The organism is Escherichia ruysiae, from assembly GCF_031323975.1.
Lineage (GTDB): Bacteria > Pseudomonadota > Gammaproteobacteria > Enterobacterales > Enterobacteriaceae > Escherichia > Escherichia ruysiae.
The window spans coordinates 1695271-1713517 of the sequence record NZ_JAVIWS010000001.1; the positions used below are offsets into that span (position 1 = coordinate 1695271).

Sequence of the window (18247 nt, forward strand, 5' to 3'; positions counted from 1 at the left end):
AGTCGAATCAGTGAATTACTGGTATTCGCTAATCGGTACGCAGGAGCAGAACAGGTTACGGTCTCCGTAAACATCATCCAGACGTTTCACCGTCGGCCAGTATTTGTCTGCCACGCCTGCCGGGAATACCGCAACTTCGCGGCTGTACGGATGCGTCCACTCGGCAACCAGTTCGCTCTGAATGTGCGGCGCGTTCACCAGCGGGTTATCTTCCAGCGGCCAGACACCGGCTTTCACCTGGTCAATTTCTGCGCGGATAGCCAGCATCGCGTCGATAAAGCGATCCAGTTCCACTTTGCTTTCAGATTCGGTCGGTTCAACCATCAGCGTCCCCGCCACCGGGAACGACATCGTCGGCGCGTGGAAACCGTAGTCGATCAGGCGCTTGGCAATATCCAGTTCGCTGATGCCGGTTTCTTCTTTCAGCGGACGAATATCGAGAATACATTCGTGCGCCACGCGACCGTCGCGACCGGTATACAGCACCGGGAAAGCATCCTGCAGGCGGCTGGCAATATAGTTAGCGTTGAGGATTGCCACCTGGCTTGCTTTTTTCAGCCCTTCTGCGCCCATCATGCGAATGTACATCCAGCTGATTGGCAGAATGGATGCGCTACCGAACGGTGCCGCAGAAACCGCGCCCTGACGGGTTAACATGCCTTCGATTTGCACCACGCTATGACCCGGTACAAACGGCGCCAGATGCGCTTTCACGCCGATCGGTCCCATACCTGGGCCGCCACCGCCGTGCGGAATGCAGAAGGTTTTATGCAGGTTGAGGTGCGAAACGTCCGCGCCAATAAACCCCGGCGAGGTGATGCCAACCTGGGCGTTCATGTTCGCGCCATCAAGGTAAACCTGACCGCCGAACTGGTGTACAACTTCACACACTTCACGGATCGTTTCTTCATACACACCGTGAGTGGAAGGATAGGTCACCATGATGCAGGAGAGATTATCGCCCGCCTGTTCCGCTTTCGCGCGCAGGTCAGCCAAATCGATATTGCCGTTTTTATCACACGCCACAACCACCACTTGCATCCCCGCCATATGCGCGGAAGCGGGGTTAGTGCCGTGGGCAGATGCCGGGATCAGGCAGATATCGCGATACCCTTCGTTGCGGCTTTCGTGATAATGACGAATCGCCAGCAGACCCGCATATTCGCCCTGTGCGCCAGAGTTCGGCTGCATACAGACGGCGTCGTAGTCGGTCAGTTTCACCAGCCACTCAGCCAGTTGTGCGATCATCTGCTGATAACCTTCGGCCTGTTCTGGCGGGCAGAACGGGTGCAGTTCAGCAAATTCCGGCCAGGTGATCGGGATCATCTCAGCGGCGGCGTTCAGTTTCATGGTGCAGGAACCCAGCGGGATCATCGCCTGATTCAGCGCCAGATCTTTACGCTCCAGCGAGTGCATATAGCGCATCATTTCGGTTTCGCTGTGGTAGCGATTAAACACCGGATGGGTGAGGATTTCGTCGTCGCGCAGCATCGCAGGCTGAATAGAGCGGCTGTCGTGAGCCACGTCTTTGTCCAGCGTGTCGATGTCCAGTCCGTGGTTATCGCCCAGCAGCACGCTGAAAAGCTGCATCACGTTTTCACGCGTGGTGGTTTCATCAAGGGTGATCCCAACCGCGTTCAGGATATCGCTACGCAGGTTGATTTCAGCCGCTTCGGCACGCGTCAGTACACCCGCTTTGTCTGCCACTTCCACACAAAGGGTGTCGAAATAGTGCACATGGCGCAGCTTCAGACCTTTTTGTTGCAGCCCCGCAGCCAGAATATCGGTCAGACGATGAATACGGTTAGCGATACGTTTCAGACCAACCGGACCGTGATAAACGGCATACAGACTGGCGATGTTTGCCAGCAGAACCTGGGAAGTACAAATGTTGGAGTTCGCTTTCTCGCGACGAATATGTTGTTCGCGAGTCTGCATTGCCATGCGTAGCGCAGTATTACCAGCCGCATCTTTCGATACGCCGATAATGCGCCCCGGCATGGAGCGTTTGTATTCATCTTTCGCCGCAAAGAATGCTGCGTGTGGGCCACCGTAGCCCATCGGTACGCCAAAGCGTTGCGCCGAACCAAAGACAATATCCGCGCCCTGTTTACCCGGCGCGGTTAACAGCACCAGCGCCATAATATCGGCGGCAACGCTGACCACAATTTTGCGTGATTTCAGTTCGCTGATGAGCGCAGTGTAGTCGTGAATTTCACCAGTAGTACCGACCTGCTGTAACAGCACGCCGAAGACTTCCTGATGATCGAGCACTTTTTGCGCGTCATCGACAATGATTTCAAAACCAAAGGTTGCTGCACGGGTGCGAACCACATCCAGCGTTTGCGGATGAACGTCAGAAGCAACGAAGAAGCGATTGGCATTTTTCAGTTTGCTGACGCGTTTAGCCATCGCCATTGCTTCGGCGGCAGCGGTAGCTTCGTCCAGCAGAGACGCCGAAGCCATATCCAGCCCGGTCAGATCCAGCGTTACCTGCTGGAAGTTGAGTAGTGCTTCAAGGCGCCCCTGAGAAACTTCAGGTTGATACGGGGTATACGCGGTATACCAGCCCGGATTTTCCAGCATGTTACGCAGGATAACCGGCGGTAACTGCACGGCGGTGTAACCCATGCCGATGTAAGACGTGAAGCGTTTATTGCGACTGGCAATAGCCTTGAGTTCTGCCAGTGCGGCGTATTCGGTCGCCGGTGCGCCAACCTGCGGCGGAGTCGCAAGCTGAATATCTTTCGGCACAATCTGGCCGGTCAGCGCGTTTAACGATTGTGCACCAACGGCATTCAGCATTTCTTGCTGTTGCGCGGCGTCCGGTCCGATATGGCGTTCAATAAAAGCGCCGCTGTTTTCAAGCTGGCTTAACGTCTGTGTCATGAGCGATGGTTCCTGAAACGTGCAGTGAATTGTGAACCTCTCTCCTTGCGAAGAGAGTGAGGGTGAGGCGTAAATTTCCTCACCCTGATCCTCTCCCGCAGAAGAGGAATAAAGCCGTTACTCGTCTTCTAACAATGCTTCGTATGCGGTCGCATCCAGCAGTGAATCCAGTTCGCTTTCATCGCTGGCTTTGATTTTAAAGATCCAACCGCCTGCATACGGTTCGCTGTTCACCAGTTCCGGGGAATCGCTCAGTGCGTCGTTTACCGCCACGATTTCACCGCTTACTGGCGCATAAATGTCTGACGCCGCTTTTACTGATTCGGCAACCGCGCAGTCATCGCCCGCGCTAACCGTTGCGCCCACTTCCGGCAGGTCAACAAACACCATATCGCCTAACAGCTCCTGAGCGTGTTCGGTGATGCCAACGGTGTAAGTGCCGTCGGCTTCTTTACGCAGCCATTCGTGTTCTTTGCTGTATTTCAGTTCTGCTGGTACGTTGCTCATCAATCAATCTCCAAAAAAGTAAATCACGCGACGGCTTTGCCGTTACGCACAAAAACAGGTTTCGTCACTTTAACCGGCATTTCACGGTTGCGAATTTGCACAATCGCTGTTTCACCAATACCTTCCGGCACGCGCGCCAGCGCAATGCTGTAACCCAGCGTCGGGGAGAAAGTACCGCTGGTGATAATGCCTTCATGCTGGTTGCCCTGCGCGTCAGTAAAACGTACCGGCAGTTCATTACGCAGCACGCCTTTTTCGGTCATCACCAGACCAACCAGTTTTTCTGTGCCATGCTCACGCTGCACTTCCAGAGCTTCACGACCGATGAAGTCACGATCTGCCGGTTCCCAGGCGATAGTCCAGCCCATATTGGCGGCTAAAGGAGAAATAGTTTCGTCCATCTCCTGACCATAAAGATTCATACCCGCTTCCAGACGCAGTGTGTCACGCGCGCCCAGGCCACAGGGTTTAACACCCGCTTCCACTAGCGCGCGCCAGAAATCGGCCGCTTTTTCATTGGGCAGCGCAATTTCATAACCCGCTTCACCGGTGTAACCGGTGGTGGCAATAAACAGATCGCCCGCCTGCACGCCAAAGAACGGTTTCATCCCTTCCACCGCCTGACGCTGGGCGTCATTAAACAGTGTGGCAGCTTTTGCCTGAGCATTAGGCCCTTGTACGGCGATCATGGAAAGGTCATCACGAACGGTAATGTCGATGCCGAAAGGTTCAGCGTGTTGGGTAATCCAGGAGAGGTCTTTTTCGCGGGTAGCGGAGTTAACAACGAGGCGGAAGAAATCTTCAGTAAAGTAGTAGACGATGAGATCATCTATCACACCACCAGAGGCATTCAACATCCCGGAGTAGAGGGCTTTACCGCTTTTGGTGAGTTTCGCCACATCGTTCGCCAATAGATAACGCAGAAACTCCCTGGTGCGGCTGCCGCGAAGATCGACGATGGTCATATGCGACACATCAAACATTCCGGCATCGGTACGTACCGCATGATGTTCGTCGATTTGCGAACCGTAATGCAGCGGCATCATCCAGCCGTGGAAATCCACCATGCGAGCGCCGCAAAGCGTGTGTTGTTCGTACAAAGGAGTCTGTTGTGCCATCTTGTCCTCATTGAATAAGCGGGGCTGACAACTTTTCATGGTGAAATTATCACCACGAAACCCAGCATCGGAGCCACTCCCGGTCCCCAACGCAATCGTTCTCTTTTGCCTGAACTTACCACCGAAACAGACTGTTAACCATAAGGTAAAATTGATCATCACATTAGCTTATGGTTAAAAAACACAAAAATCTCAACAGAATAAAAAACCAAAAATTTATTTTATTTTTATACAAATATGATGCTTTCAGGAATGCGATTTGGATAAACCAATATTAAGAACTGAAAATATGCCAAAAATCACTCAATAAAAAAATCGTAACATTAGAAAATATAATGCGAAATTGATGGTGAAATTAGTTTATTTCAAATGAGCAAAATCTCCCGGCGAAAAAACCGGGAGAAGAAAGTGTGATGGGTATCAAATAAACAGTTGAGGAGAAATTTTTTAACGCAGCCATTCAGGCAAATCATTTAATCCCATAGCCTGACGGATCAGTTGTGGTTTAACGCCAGGAAGCGTATCGGCCAGTTTCAGGCCAATATCACGCAGCAGTTTTTTCGCCGGATTGCCCCCGGAAAACAGATCGCGAAAGCCTTGCATACCAGCCAGCATCAGCGCCGCACTGTGCTTGCGGCTACGCTCATAGCGACGCAGGTAAATATACTGTCCGATGTCTTTGCCCTGGCGATGCAACCGTTTCAGTTCAGCAATCAGTTCTGCGGCATCCATAAAGCCGAGATTAACGCCCTGCCCCGCCAGCGGATGAATGGTATGCGCGGCGTCGCCCACCAGCGCCAGACGGTGCGCGGCAAACTGGCGCGCATAACGCCCCGTCAGCGGGAACACCTGACGCTCGCTCTCAACCCTGCATAAGCCCAGGCGATTATCAAAAGCGATATTTAACGCGCGATTAAATTCGTCTTCCCCTGCCTGCTGCATCCTCTGCGCTTCCTCTGGCGACAGTGACCAGACAATCGAGCAAAGATGCGGATCGCTAAGCGGTAAAAAGGCCAGAATCCCTTCGCCGTGGAAAACCTGCCGCGCCACCGCACCATGCGGTTCTTCCGTGCGAATGGTCGCCACCAGCGCGTGATGCTGATAATCCCAGAAAGTCAGCGGAATATCGGCTTTGTTGCGCAACCAGGAATTAGCGCCGTCCGCACCAATTACCAGACGCGCCGTTAACATGCTGCCATCTTTCAGCGTCAGGAAGGTTTCGTTCTCTCCCCAGGCGACCTGCTGTAATTCTGCGGGGGCTAGCAGGGTGATATCTGACGACTGCTGCACTTTGTTCCACAGCGCATAGTGAATAACTGAATTTTCAACAATATGCCCAAGATGGCTATAGCCCATGCTCTGATCGTCAAACGAGATGTGACCAAAGCTGTCTTTGTCCCACACTTCCATGCCGTGATAGCAACTGGCTCTACGGGAGAGAATGTCCTGCCAGACGCCAAGACGGGTAAGTAATTTTTCGCTGGCGGCATTGATAGCCGAAACGCGCAATTGTGGTGGTGCATCCGCCGCCAGAGGTTCAGGTACGCGCTGTTCCAGTACGGCAACACGTAAGCCGCTACCCTGTAAGCCGCAGGCAACCGCCAGCCCCACCATGCCGCCGCCAACAATGGCTACATCAACACTTTGCATTGTTTATTCCTTAAAACCGCCTTCAACGCGCGACCCAACCAAGGGTGCGCTGCGCCAGCACATCACGTGCCGGAGTGAATAATTCCATTGCCATCAGCCCGATGTTGCGCCCAACAACCAGCGGCGCCCAGCGGTTGGCAAAAATATGAACAAGGCTGTCTGTTACACCAATAGTCGCTTCGCGATCGCTCTGCCGACGCTGATGGTAACGGCACAAAATGCCGTAATCACCGATATCCTCTCCGCGTTCCTGCGCCTGAGTCAGAGTTTCAGCAAGGCTCATGACATCACGCATACCGAGATTAAATCCTTGCCCGGCAATCGGGTGCAGGGTTTGCGCCGCATTGCCCACCAGCACGGTGCGGTGGGTAATAGGTTTGGCGGCGCGGGTTAACGCCAGCGGATAAGCACTGCGTTTTCCGGCATGAGTAATTTGCCCCAGTCGCCAGCCAAACGCAGACTGGAGTTCACGGCAGAACTCATCATCACTCCACGCCAGTACCTCTTCGCGCCGTTCCAGTGGATGACACCAGACCAGCGAACAGCGTCCGTCAGACATCGGCAACATCGCCAACGGGCCATGTTTCGTGAAGCGTTCAAAAGCGCGTCCTTCGTGCGCAACGGAGGTCGCAACGTTGGCAATCACCGCCAGTTGCTCGTAAGGCTCCTGCTGCCAGTCAACGCCGCACGCGGTGGCTAACGCTGAATGGGTGCCGTCAGCGGCTACCAGCACACGCCCCGTCAGCGTCTCACCACTCTTCAGTTTCACCTCAACGTTACTCTGAGTACGAGCAACGTTAGCAACGCGATCCGGACAGTGCAGCGTTACGCCAGGCGCTTTGCGCAACAGCGCAAACAGTCGTTGTCCGACATTGTGCAACTCGACAACCTGCCCCAGCGCCGCCAGTTGATAATCTTCTGCGGCGAGGGTGACGAATCCGGCATGACCGCGATCGCTGACATGCACGGTAGTGATGGCGGTTGCGCAATCAGCCAAAGATTGCCAGACGCCGATACGTGCCAGTTGCTGGCAGGTGCCCGCCGCCAGCGCAATAGCCCGGCCATCAAAGCCCGGATGGGCATGTGACTCTGGCGCAGTCGCTTCAATCAAATGTACCGGCAGCGCCCCGTGACTTAACCGGGAAATAGCCAGCGCCAGCGTCGCGCCAGCCATGCCGCCACCGACGATGATTACGCTCATTGCTTTCTCGCAGCTGCCATCAACGCTTCGATTTCTTCCGGCTTTTTCACCACGCTGGCGGTGAGGTTTTCGTTGCCAGTTTCGGTAATCACAATGTCGTCTTCAATACGAATGCCGATACCGCGATATTGTTCTGGCACATCCGCATCCGGCGCGATATACAGCCCTGGCTCTACGGTCAGTACCATGCCCGGTTCAAGAATGCGCGAGCGATCCTGGCCATAAACACCTACGTCATGGACATCCAGCCCTAACCAATGGCTAAGGCCATGCATAAAGAAAGGACGATGTGCGTTTTGAGCGATCAGTTCATCAACATCACCTTTCAGGATGCCCAGTTTTACCAGGCCGCTAATCATGATACGCACCACTTCCCCGGTGACTTCCTGAATGGAAGTTCCCGGACGATACAAGCGCAAGCTGGTTTCGAGAGACTCCAGCACAATGTCGTAGATTTCACGCTGAGCCTGAGTGAATTTGCCGTTGACCGGGAAGGTGCGGGTAATATCGCCAGCGTAGCCTTTGTATTCACAGCCCGCGTCAATCAACACCAGATCACCGTCACGCAGTTCACACTCGTTTTCGGTGTAGTGCAGAATGCAGCCGTTTTCACCGCTGCCGACAATGGTGTTATAGGAAGGATAGCGCGCGCCGTGGCGGTTAAATTCGTGGTGAATTTCGCCTTCCAGATGGTACTCGAACATTCCCGGACGACATTTTTCCATCGCCCGTGTATGCGCCAGTGCGGTGATTTCACCCGCGCGGCGAAGTACGGCAATCTCTTCCGGCGATTTGAACAGGCGCATTTCATGAACAATGGGACGCCAGTCGATCATCGTTGCTGGCGCGGTGAGATTTTGCCGCGAGCCTTTACGCAGTTTTTCCAGCGCGCTGTTCACGATTTCATCAGCATAGGTATATTCGCCCTGAGCGTGATAAACCACATCCAGGCCATTAAGCAGTTGATAAAGTTGCTGATTGATTTCGCTGAACGCCAGTGCACGGTCAACGCCCAGTTTCTCTGGCGCGGCATCCTGACCTAAGCGACGACCAAACCAGATCTCCGCCGTCAGATCGCGCACACGGTTAAACAGAACGCTGTGGTTATGAGTGTCATCGCTTTTAATCAGCACCAGCACCGCTTCCGGTTCGTTAAAGCCGGTGAAGTACCAGAAGTCACTGTTTTGACGATACGGATATTCGCTGTCGGCGCTACGGGTCACTTCCGGGGCGGCAAAAATCAGCGCGGCGCTGCCGGGTTGCATTTGCTCCACCAGAGCCTGACGGCGACGCTGAAATTCTTGCGGGGATATATCACTCATAACACTCTCCTTACGTTTTTTGTTTTTAGTGTAGAGTCGGTTTTTGTACTTCTGGCGCGGTCGGTTGCGGATGAGTAAAGGTGTCGTGGCATAACAGCGCGGCAACACGGACGTACTCGATGATCTCTTCAAGCGACATTTCCAGCTCTTCCTGATCTTCGTCTTCGTCATATCCCAGTTGCGCGATGTTACGCAGATCGTCGATGGCTTCACCGGTTTCGCCAGTCACTTTATCCAGCTTCGGCTGAGTCACGCCAAGACCAAGCAGGAAGTGATTTACCCAGCCTGCCAGCGCATCAGCGCGATCGAAAACGCTGACATCATCGCCATCAGGCAGATAAAGCTGAAAAAGGAAGCCGTCATCCTGCAGGGCATCGCTGGTGGCTGAGTGCATTTTGCGCAATGCCTGTGCCAGCTCATGACCGAAAGCCATGCCTTCGTTCGTCAGGTCGTGAAGCAGCGGCAACCATGAACTGTCATCATTGCCACCGCAAATCATCCCGCTGATTAAACCGTGCATCTCAGCAGGGGTCAGACCCGTCCCTTGTTGGTTCAGATACTGGTTCATTTCGTTGTAACCAGGCATTTCGTTCTGTATAGACATAAGCATTCGTCATCAAAGGGAGGAAGATTCATGATATGCTACCACTTTGGACCCTGGTGAACCAGAAAAGGGCTTGTCTCTTCTCATCAGGGTAGCTATAGTTCGCCCCTTCGCAGACCATGAGTCTGAAGACGAAGGAAGCGCAGTCAATCAGCAGGAAGGTGGCATGTCTGCACAACCCGTCGATATCCAAATTTTTGGCCGTTCACTGCGTGTGAACTGCCCGCCTGACCAAAGGGATGCGTTGAATCAGGCCGCAGACGATCTGAATCAGCGGTTGCAAGATCTGAAAGAACGCACTAGAGTCACAAATACTGAACAGTTGGTCTTCATTGCTGCATTGAATATCAGCTATGAGTTAGCGCAAGAAAAAGCGAAGACTCGTGACTACGCGGCAAGTATGGAACAGCGTATTCGGATGCTGCAACAGACCATAGAACAAGCGTTACTTGAACAAGGTCGCATCACCGAAAAAACGAACCAAAACTTTGAATGACACTTTTCGGTTTACTGTGGTAGAGTAACCGTGAAGACAAAATTTCTCTGAGATGTTCGCAAGCGGGCCAGTCCCCTGAGCCGATATTTCATACCACAAGAATGTGGCGCTCCGTGGTTGGTGAGCATGCTCGGTTCGTCCGAGAAGCCTTAAAACTGCGACGACACATTCACCTTGAACCAAGGGTTCAAGGGTTACAGCCTGCGGCGGCATCTCGGAGATTCCCTTCTTACCTGGCACCAGCCATGACGCAACTACCAGAACTCCCACTGACATTATCCCGACAAGAAATCCGTAAAATGATTCGGCAACGTCGTCGTGCGTTAACGCCGGAACAACAGCAAGAAATGGGTCAACAAGCCGCTACCCGGATGATGACTTATCCCCCGGTGGTGATGGCGCATACGGTCGCTGTATTCCTCTCTTTTGATGGCGAGCTCGACACCCAACCGCTCATAGAACAACTGTGGCGTGCCGGTAAGCGCGTGTATCTTCCAGTTTTACACCCTTTTAGTGCTGGTAACTTACTGTTCCTGAATTACCATCCGCAAAGCGAATTGGTGATGAACAGATTGAAGATCCACGAGCCGAAACTGGACGTGCGCGATGTGCTTCCCCTTTCCCGGTTAGATGTGCTGGTCACGCCGCTGGTAGCCTTTGATGAGTACGGTCAACGCCTGGGAATGGGCGGCGGTTTTTATGATCGGACATTGCAAAACTGGCAGCACTACAAAATGCAGCCGGTAGGTTATGCGCATGATTGCCAGTTAGTAGAAAAACTGCCGGTTGAAGAGTGGGATATCCCACTGCCTGCGGTGGTTACACCGTCGAAAGTCTGGGAGTGGTGAGGGCGATACACCTGCATCGCCCTGATTGACATCGTTGATTCTTTGACCTAATTTAGTGAGTAAGGGTAAGGGAGGATTACTCCTCCCTGTGACTGACTGTTAATAAGCTCCGAAACTTATCAGTAACAGTACAATCAGTATGATGACAAGTCGCATCATAACCCTTCTCCTTTAAGCCCTCGCTTCGGTGAGGGCTTTACCGTTACAGCCCCATGCTGCCCTGCCATCGTAAACTCTCTTTAAATAACCACAACGCTTTGATCTGGCTTTAAATCTTTTCTTCGAGCGCACTCGTAAAACGTCATGTAAGGCAGACATACATTGCAGGGATAAGGGATTAATTACGGCAGTTAACGCGGGCGATGAAGTGGCTATCCAAAAGATCGGTTCAGGGCGATGCACCCCGCATCGCCCTGATTGACATCGTTGATTCTTTAACCTAATTTAGTGAGTAAGGGTAAGGGAGGATTGCTCCTCCCCTGAGACTGACTGTTAATAAGCTGGGAAACTTATGAGTAACAGTACAATCAGTATGATGACAAGTCGCATCATAACCCTTCTCCTTCAAGCCCTCGCTTCGGTGAGGGCTTTACCGTTACAGCCCTGTGCTGTCCCGCCATCGTAAATCCTCTTCGAATAAAGGCAACGCATTGATCTGGCTTTGATTTATTTCTTCGAGCAGACTCGCAAAGGCGATTGCAGCACACTGCAAATGCAGTGATAAGCGCGGGAAAAGGGATAAAAAAACGGGCAAGTCAGCGACCTGCCCGTTGTTTGTCAGAGAAGGGAAATCAGTACAGCAGACGGGCGCGAATGGTGCCCGGAATCGCTTTCATTGCCTGTAATGCTTTTTCAGCAACGTCTTCATCTGCTTCAATATCAATAACTACGTAGCCCATCTGAGCAGACGTTTGCAGATACTGCGCGGCGATGTTAACGCCCTGCTCGGCAAAAATTTTGTTCAGCGCAGTCAGCACGCCCGGACGGTTTTCGTGGATGTGCATCAGACGGCGGCCACCGTGCAGCGGCAGCGAGACTTCCGGGAAGTTCACCGCAGAGAGCGTGGAGCCATTGTCAGAGTACTTGATCAATTTACCCGCAACTTCCAGGCCGATATTCTCCTGCGCTTCCTGAGTCGAACCGCCAATGTGCGGCGTCAGCAGGACGTTGTCGAATTCGCACAGCGGAGAAGTAAACGGATCGCTGTTGGTCGCTGGTTCTGTTGGGAATACATCGATTGCCGCGCCAGCCAGATGTTTGCTCGCCAGTGCGTCACACAGCGCCGGAATATCGACCACAGTACCGCGCGAAGCGTTAATCAGCAGCGAGCCGGGCTTCATCAGTGAGATCTCTTTCGCGCCCATCATGTTTTTGGTAGACGGGTTTTCAGGCACATGCAGGCTCACCACGTCGCTCATATTCAGCAAGTCGGAAAGATGTTGCACCTGCGTCGCGTTACCCAGCGGCAGTTTGTTTTCAATATCATAGAAGTAAACATACATCCCCAGCGACTCCGCCAGAATGCCAAGCTGCGTACCGATATGACCATAACCAATGATACCCAGCTTTTTGCCGCGCGCTTCAAAAGACCCCGCCGCCAGTTTGTTCCACACGCCACGGTGCGCTTTGGCGTTGGCTTCCGGCACTCCGCGCAATAGCAGCAGAAGTTCACCAATCACCAGCTCAGCGACAGAACGCGTATTCGAAAACGGTGCGTTAAATACCGGAATCCCGCGTTTTGCCGCAGCATTTAAATCAACCTGGTTTGTGCCTATGCAAAAACAGCCAATAGCGACCAGCTTTTCTGCGGCATTGATCACTTCTTCGGTCAGATGGGTTCGGGATCGCAGGCCGATGAAGTGGGCATCGCGGATGGATTCTTTTAATTGTTCATCATCCAGCGCGCCTTTATGAAATTCGATGTTGGTGTAACCTGCCGCGCGAAGACTTTCCAGCGCCTTTTGGTGCACGCCTTCTACCAGCAGAAACTTAATCTTGTCTTTCTCCAGCGATACCTTTGCCATTTACCCAATCCTGTCTTTGAAATGTTGTGTGTGGATTTACATCCGCCTTTCAACATATCAAAAAATAATATTGCGGCAATATGAACGTTTGCGTCGCGATGTTGAGGAAATATCACGAGAGGTTGATTAACAGAAGAAAATGCTGAAGATGAGACGTTCTTTAGCGTGTTAGGCAAAAGTGAGTTAAAAACGTGATAGATGTCACCAAATTTAACAATGCAAAAAATTTTTAACGGGGGACGAACTCCCCCGTCAGATCATTTCACAATGGTTTTAACGCCGTCAGGCGTGCCAATCAGCGCGACGTCCGCGCCACGGTTGGCAAACAGACCAACAGTAACCACACCCGGAATCGCGTTAATCGCATTTTCCATCGCCACCGGATCAAGGATTTCCATACCGTGGACGTCGAGGATCACGTTGCCGTTATCAGTCACCACGCCCTGACGATATTCCGGACGACCGCCAAGTTTCACCAGTTGACGAGCCACTGCACTACGCGCCATCGGAATCACTTCCACCGGCAACGGGAATTTGCCCAGAATATCGACCTGCTTGGAGGCGTCCGCGATGCAGATAAATTTCTCTGCAACCGAGGCAATGATTTTTTCACGCGTCAGCGCCGCGCCGCCGCCTTTGATCATCTGCATATGGCCGTTGATTTCATCTGCACCGTCAACGTAGATGCCGAGGCTGTCAACTTCATTGAGGTCAAACACATGAATGCCAAGGCTTTTTAGTTTTTCAGTGGATGCATCCGAGCTGGAAACTGCCCCTTCAATCTGACCTTTCATCGTGCCGAGTGCATCAATAAAGTGTGCGGCGGTGGAACCTGTACCAACACCAACAATGGTTCCGGGCTGAACATACTGAAGTGCCGCCCATCCTACTGCTTTTTTCAATTCATCCTGCGTCATGATCGTTTCGCCTGTGGTATGAAATTTCAGACGCATTATATACAAAAAAAGCGATTCAGACCCCGTCAGCAAGTCGTGCGGATAACTCATCCATGAAATAACAGGCAATGGCGGGCATCCTCTTTCACCCCGGCAAATCTGGGTATCAGGAGGCATCAGGATTACCCTTCTATCCCCCAGTCTGCATATCTGAAACTACGCCGATAAAGGTGAAGCTCTGTAATACAATTAATTGATAATATTACCAATAAAAATCACATCCAGTGCCAGTAACTCGCCCACAGAATGTTGCCTTTACGCTCTACAAAGACTAAAAAAACACGGTATTGTCAGTCAAAATTTCCATTATGGCTGCTTTTGTATACGTTAAATGCTCTGTACCCAAAGCAAAATTATGTCATAGTTCGGCATAAGAAAATTTGAGGAGCAGGTTAAAGCAATGAAACGCCCGGACTACAGAACATTACAGGCACTGGATGCGGTAATACGTGAACGAGGATTTGAGCGCGCGGCACAGAAATTGTGCATTACGCAATCAGCCGTCTCACAGCGCATTAAGCAGCTGGAAAATATGTTCGGGCAGCCGTTATTAGTGCGTACTGTCCCGCCGCGACCTACAGAACAAGGGCAAAAACTGCTGGCACTGCTTCGCCAGGTGGAATTGCTGGAAGAAGAGTGGCTGGGGGATGAACAAACCGGTTCAACCCCGCTGCTGCTTTCACTGGCGGTCAACGCTGACAGTCTGGCAACCTGGCTGCTACCGGCGCTGGCTCCGGTGCTGGCTGATTCGCCTATTCGTCTGAACTTGCAGGTGGAAGATGAAACCCGCACCCAGGAACGCCTGCGTCGCGGTGAAGTAGTTGGCGCGGTGAGTATTCAACATCAGGCGCTGCCCAGTTGTCTTGTCGATAAACTTGGCGCGCTTGACTATCTGTTCGTCAGCTCCAGACCATTTGCTGAGAAATACTTCCCTAACGGAGTAAGCCGCTCCGCGCTGCTCAAGGCACCGGTGGTGGCGTTTGACCATCTTGACGATATGCACCAGGCATTTTTGCAGCAAAACTTCGATCTGCCGCCAGGTAGCGTACCGTGCCATATCGTTAACTCGTCTGAAGCCTTCGTTCAACTCGCTCGCCAGGGAACAACCTGCTGTATGATCCCACACCTGCAAATTGAGAAAGAACTGGCGAGCGGCGAGCTGATCGACCTTACGCCAGGGCTGTTTCAACGGCGAATGCTCTACTGGCACCGCTTTGCCCCAGAAAGCCGCATGATGCGTAAAGTCACTGATGCTTTACTAGACTATGGTCACAAAGTACTTCGTCAGGATTAATCAATCACTTAATGCCTGATAGCACATATCAGGCATTTTCCTTTTTTCTTTTTATCTTCTTTGAACAACGTCACGAAACAGACAAATCTCACGCGGCAAAAAACGACGTCCCAATGCATTTTTTTTGCTGGCGACAACCCCGTGTAAAAAGCTCACCGTAAGCGCATCCCACCAATTTGATTGCGTTTTATGGAGCAAATAATGTCTAACGTGCAGGAATGGCAACAACTTGCCAACAAGGAATTGAGCCGTCGGGAGGAAAACGTCGACTCACTGGTACGGCAAACGGCGGAAGGGATAGCCATCAAGCCGCTGTATACCGAAGCCGATCTCGACAATCTGGAAGTAACCGGCACCCTTCCAGGCTTGCCGCCCTACGTTCGTGGTCCACGTGCCACCATGTATACCGCTCAACCGTGGACTATTCGTCAGTATGCCGGTTTCTCCACGGCAAAAGAATCTAACGCCTTTTATCGCCGTAACCTCGCTGCCGGGCAAAAGGGTCTTTCCGTTGCTTTTGACCTCGCCACCCACCGTGGTTACGACTCTGACAATCCGCGCGTTTCAGGCGACGTCGGTAAAGCAGGCGTCGCTATCGACACCGTTGAAGATATGAAGGTGCTATTCGACCAGATCCCGCTGGATCAAATGTCGGTTTCGATGACTATGAACGGGGCAGTCCTGCCAGTACTGGCGTTTTATATTGTGGCCGCTGAAGAGCAAGGCGTTACACCCGATAAACTCACAGGCACCATCCAGAACGACATTCTGAAAGAGTACCTCTGCCGCAATACTTACATTTATCCGCCAAAACCGTCGATGCGTATTATCGCTGACATCATCGCCTGGTGTTCCGGCAATATGCCGCGCTTTAATACCATCAGTATTAGCGGTTACCACATGGGCGAAGCGGGAGCCAACTGCGTGCAGCAGGTGGCGTTTACTCTCGCTGATGGAATTGAGTACATCAAAGCTGCACTTTCTGCTGGCCTGAAAATTGACGACTTTGCCCCGCGCCTGTCGTTCTTCTTTGGCATCGGTATGGATCTTTTCATGAACGTCGCCATGCTGCGCGCCGCACGTTATCTCTGGAGTGAGGCGGTAAGTGGATTTGGAGCCAAAGATCCGAAATCACTGGCACTGCGCACCCACTGTCAGACCTCAGGCTGGAGTCTCACCGAGCAAGATCCCTATAACAACGTTATCCGCACCACCATTGAAGCGTTGGGCGCCACACTTGGTGGTACACAATCACTGCATACCAACGCTTTTGATGAGGCACTTGGACTGCCAACCGACTTCTCGGCACGTATAGCCCGTAATACTCAGATAATCATTCAGGAAGAGTCAGAAATCTGCCGCACCGTCGATCCGCTGGCCGGCTCTTATTACGTTGAGTCGTTGACCGATCAGATCGTCAAACAGGCTCGATCCATCATCGCTCAGATCGACGAAGCCGGGGGTATGGCGAAAGCGATCGAAGCGGGTTTGCCAAAACGCATGATCGAAGAAGCGTCTGCGCGTGAGCAGTCACTGATCGATCAGGGCAAACGCGTGATTGTTGGCGTTAACAAGTACAAGCTGGATCACGAAGACGAAACCGATGTCCTTGAGATAGACAACGTGATGGTACGTAACGAGCAGATTGCTTCACTGGAGCGCATTCGCGCCACCCGCGATGATGCTGCCGTAACCGCCGCACTGAATGCTCTGATTAATGCGGCACTGCAAAACGGAAACCTGCTGGCTGCTGCTATTAATGCGGCACGCGTTCGCGCGACATTGGGTGAAATCTCCGATGCGCTGGAAGCCGCTTTTGACCGTTATCTGGTGCCGAGCCAGTGTGTTACCGGCGTGATTGCGCAAAGCTATCATCAGTCGGAAAAATCAGCTTGCGAATTTGATGCCATTGTTGCGCAAACGGAACAGTTCCTCGCGGATAACGGCCGTCGCCCGCGCATCCTGATCGCCAAAATGGGGCAGGATGGGCACGATCGCGGGGCCAAAGTCATTGCCAGCGCCTATTCCGATCTTGGATTTGACGTTGATTTAAGTCCGATGTTCTCGACACCAGAAGAGATCTCCCGCCTGGCGGTAGAAAACGACGTTCATGTGGTGGGCGCGTCCTCACTCGCTGCCGGGCATAAAACGCTGATCCCGGAACTGGTAGAAGCCCTCAAAAAATGGGGACGCGAAGATATTTGCGTAGTTGCTGGCGGCGTTATTCCACCGCAGGATTATGCCTTCCTGCAAGAACGCGGCGTGGCGGCGATTTATGGTCCGGGTACGCCCATGCTCGACAGCGTACGTGATGTACTGAATCGGATTAGCCAGCGTCATGATTAACGAAGCCACGCTGGCAGACAACATTCGGCGCTTACGTCAGGGTGAGCGTGCCACACTCGCCCAGGCGATGACGCTGGTAGAAAGCCGTCATCCACGTCATCTGGAACTAAGCACTCAGTTGCTCGACGCCATCATGCCGTTTTGTGGTAATGCCCTGCGACTGGGCGTTACCGGTACACCTGGCGCGGGGAAAAGTACCTTTCTTGAAGCCTTCGGTATGTTGCTGATTCGCCAGGGGCTGAAAGTCGCGGTGATTGCCGTCGATCCCAGCAGCCCAGTGACCGGTGGCAGCATTCTTGGCGATAAGACTCGGATGACCGAACTGGCGCGTGCCGATGCGGCATTTATTCGCCCGGTTCCGTCATCCGGTCATCTGGGCGGCGCCAGCCAGCGGGCGCGGGAGTTAATGCTGTTATGCGAGGCGGCAGGTTATGACGTGGTGATCGTTGAAACCGTCGGCGTCGGGCAGTCGGAAACCGAAGTCGCCCGCATGGTGGACTGTTTTATCTCACTACAAATCGCCGGTGGTGGTGATGATCTCCAGGGCATTAAAAAGGGACTGATGGAGATGGCAGATCTGATTGTCATTAACAAAGACGATGGCGATAACCACGCGAATGTCGCCATTGCCCGCCACATGTACGAGGGCGCTCTGCATATTCTGCGTCGCAAATATGACGAATGGCAGCCGCAGGTTCTCACCTGTAGCGCGCTGGAAAAATGCGGTATCGATGAGATTTGGCGCGCAATTATCGATTTCAAAACCGCACTTACCGCCAGCGGTCGTTTGCAACAAATGCGGCAACAACAATCGGTGGAATGGCTGCGTAAACAAACCGAAGAAGAAGTGCTGCACCACCTGTTCGCGAATGAAGATTTCGATCGTTATTACCGCCAGACGCTATTAGCAGTCAAAAACAATACTCTCTCGCCGCGCACTGGCTTGCGGCAGCTCAGTGAATTTATCCAGACTCAATATTTTGAATAAAGGA

Annotated in this window: 16 protein-coding genes, 1 other RNA gene and 1 pseudogene; 7 read left to right on the forward strand and 11 right to left on the reverse strand. The window is 52.6% G+C overall.

Annotated features, from left to right (window positions below; genetic code table 11):
* Positions 1-15 precede the first annotated feature (15 nt).
* The 3 genes from gcvP to gcvT all read right to left on the reverse strand — a co-directional run bounded on the left by gcvP (position 16) and on the right by gcvT (position 4514).
* Complete coding sequence (gcvP, locus tag RGV86_RS08380) at positions 16-2889, reverse strand: aminomethyl-transferring glycine dehydrogenase (RefSeq protein ID WP_085461138.1); 2874 nt, start codon at positions 2887-2889, stop codon at positions 16-18.
* 117 nt (positions 2890-3006) lie between these two features.
* Positions 3007-3396, reverse strand: a complete 390-nt coding sequence (gene gcvH / locus RGV86_RS08385; RefSeq protein ID WP_002461349.1) for a glycine cleavage system protein GcvH — start codon at positions 3394-3396, stop codon at positions 3007-3009.
* A gap of 23 nt (positions 3397-3419) precedes the next feature.
* Positions 3420-4514 (reverse strand): glycine cleavage system aminomethyltransferase GcvT, encoded by a 1095-nt coding sequence (gene gcvT / locus RGV86_RS08390; protein ID WP_085461139.1) that lies wholly within the window; start codon positions 4512-4514, stop codon positions 3420-3422.
* 313 nt (positions 4515-4827) lie between these two features.
* Here gcvT and RGV86_RS22445 point away from each other — a divergent pair.
* Positions 4828-4887 (forward strand): annotated as a pseudogene (locus tag RGV86_RS22445) (hypothetical protein); the annotation flags it as partial.
* 74 nt (positions 4888-4961) lie between these two features.
* Here RGV86_RS22445 and ubiI read toward each other — a convergent pair.
* Genes ubiI through ygfB form a run of 4 tightly spaced genes read right to left on the reverse strand, consistent with a single transcriptional unit; the run spans position 4962 to position 9291 of the window.
* Positions 4962-6164 (reverse strand): FAD-dependent 2-octaprenylphenol hydroxylase, encoded by a 1203-nt coding sequence (gene ubiI, locus RGV86_RS08395; RefSeq protein ID WP_085461140.1) that lies wholly within the window; start codon positions 6162-6164, stop codon positions 4962-4964.
* 22 nt (positions 6165-6186) lie between these two features.
* Entirely contained in the window at positions 6187-7365 is a 1179-nt protein-coding gene (gene ubiH / locus RGV86_RS08400) for a 2-octaprenyl-6-methoxyphenyl hydroxylase (protein WP_085461141.1), read from the reverse strand.
* On the reverse strand, positions 7362-8687 hold the full coding sequence (gene pepP, locus RGV86_RS08405) for a Xaa-Pro aminopeptidase (protein ID WP_085461142.1): 1326 nt from the start codon (positions 8685-8687) through the stop codon (positions 7362-7364). Before pepP ends, ubiH begins: the two co-directional genes overlap by 4 nt.
* Before the next feature lie 25 nt (positions 8688-8712).
* Positions 8713-9291, reverse strand: a complete 579-nt coding sequence (gene ygfB / locus RGV86_RS08410; protein WP_001295378.1) for a UPF0149 family protein YgfB — start codon at positions 9289-9291, stop codon at positions 8713-8715.
* A 166-nt stretch (positions 9292-9457) separates the two neighbouring features.
* Between ygfB and zapA the strand changes: the two genes are divergently transcribed.
* From zapA to RGV86_RS08425, 3 genes are all read left to right on the forward strand, one after another.
* Positions 9458-9787: a cell division protein ZapA gene (gene zapA / locus RGV86_RS08415; protein ID WP_001276008.1), complete on the forward strand. Its 330-nt coding sequence runs from the start codon at positions 9458-9460 to the stop codon at positions 9785-9787.
* A gap of 41 nt (positions 9788-9828) precedes the next feature.
* Positions 9829-10012: non-coding RNA, 6S RNA (gene ssrS, locus RGV86_RS08420), on the forward strand.
* Between the two features lie 20 nt (positions 10013-10032).
* Entirely contained in the window at positions 10033-10635 is a 603-nt protein-coding gene (locus tag RGV86_RS08425; protein ID WP_000192749.1) for a 5-formyltetrahydrofolate cyclo-ligase, read from the forward strand.
* A gap of 99 nt (positions 10636-10734) precedes the next feature.
* Here the strand turns inward: RGV86_RS08425 and ibsC (RGV86_RS08430) are convergent, their stop codons facing one another.
* The 4 genes from ibsC (RGV86_RS08430) to rpiA form a co-directional block, all read right to left on the reverse strand.
* Complete coding sequence (ibsC, locus tag RGV86_RS08430; RefSeq protein ID WP_071524576.1) at positions 10735-10794, reverse strand: type I toxin-antitoxin system toxin IbsC; 60 nt, start codon at positions 10792-10794, stop codon at positions 10735-10737.
* A 333-nt stretch (positions 10795-11127) separates the two neighbouring features.
* Positions 11128-11187 (reverse strand): type I toxin-antitoxin system toxin IbsC, encoded by a 60-nt coding sequence (gene ibsC / locus RGV86_RS08435; RefSeq protein WP_071525914.1) that lies wholly within the window; start codon positions 11185-11187, stop codon positions 11128-11130.
* 239 nt (positions 11188-11426) lie between these two features.
* Entirely contained in the window at positions 11427-12659 is a 1233-nt protein-coding gene (serA, locus tag RGV86_RS08440; protein ID WP_001151617.1) for a phosphoglycerate dehydrogenase, read from the reverse strand.
* 257 nt (positions 12660-12916) lie between these two features.
* Positions 12917-13576, reverse strand: coding sequence for a ribose-5-phosphate isomerase RpiA (rpiA, locus tag RGV86_RS08445; RefSeq protein WP_024191163.1), 660 nt, complete (start codon positions 13574-13576; stop codon positions 12917-12919).
* Between the two features lie 439 nt (positions 13577-14015).
* Here rpiA and argP point away from each other — a divergent pair, with 439 nt between their 5' ends.
* The 3 genes from argP (at position 14016) to meaB (ending at position 18243) form a co-directional block, all read left to right on the forward strand.
* A complete protein-coding gene (gene argP / locus RGV86_RS08450) occupies positions 14016-14909 on the forward strand; it encodes a DNA-binding transcriptional regulator ArgP (protein ID WP_000828352.1) in 894 nt (297 codons plus the stop codon).
* A 201-nt stretch (positions 14910-15110) separates the two neighbouring features.
* Positions 15111-17255 (forward strand): methylmalonyl-CoA mutase, encoded by a 2145-nt coding sequence (gene scpA / locus RGV86_RS08455; protein ID WP_085461144.1) that lies wholly within the window; start codon positions 15111-15113, stop codon positions 17253-17255.
* Positions 17248-18243, forward strand: a complete 996-nt coding sequence (gene meaB / locus RGV86_RS08460) for a methylmalonyl Co-A mutase-associated GTPase MeaB (protein ID WP_000606488.1) — start codon at positions 17248-17250, stop codon at positions 18241-18243. The genes scpA and meaB overlap by 8 nt, the downstream gene beginning before the upstream one ends.
* Positions 18244-18247 lie beyond the last annotated feature (4 nt).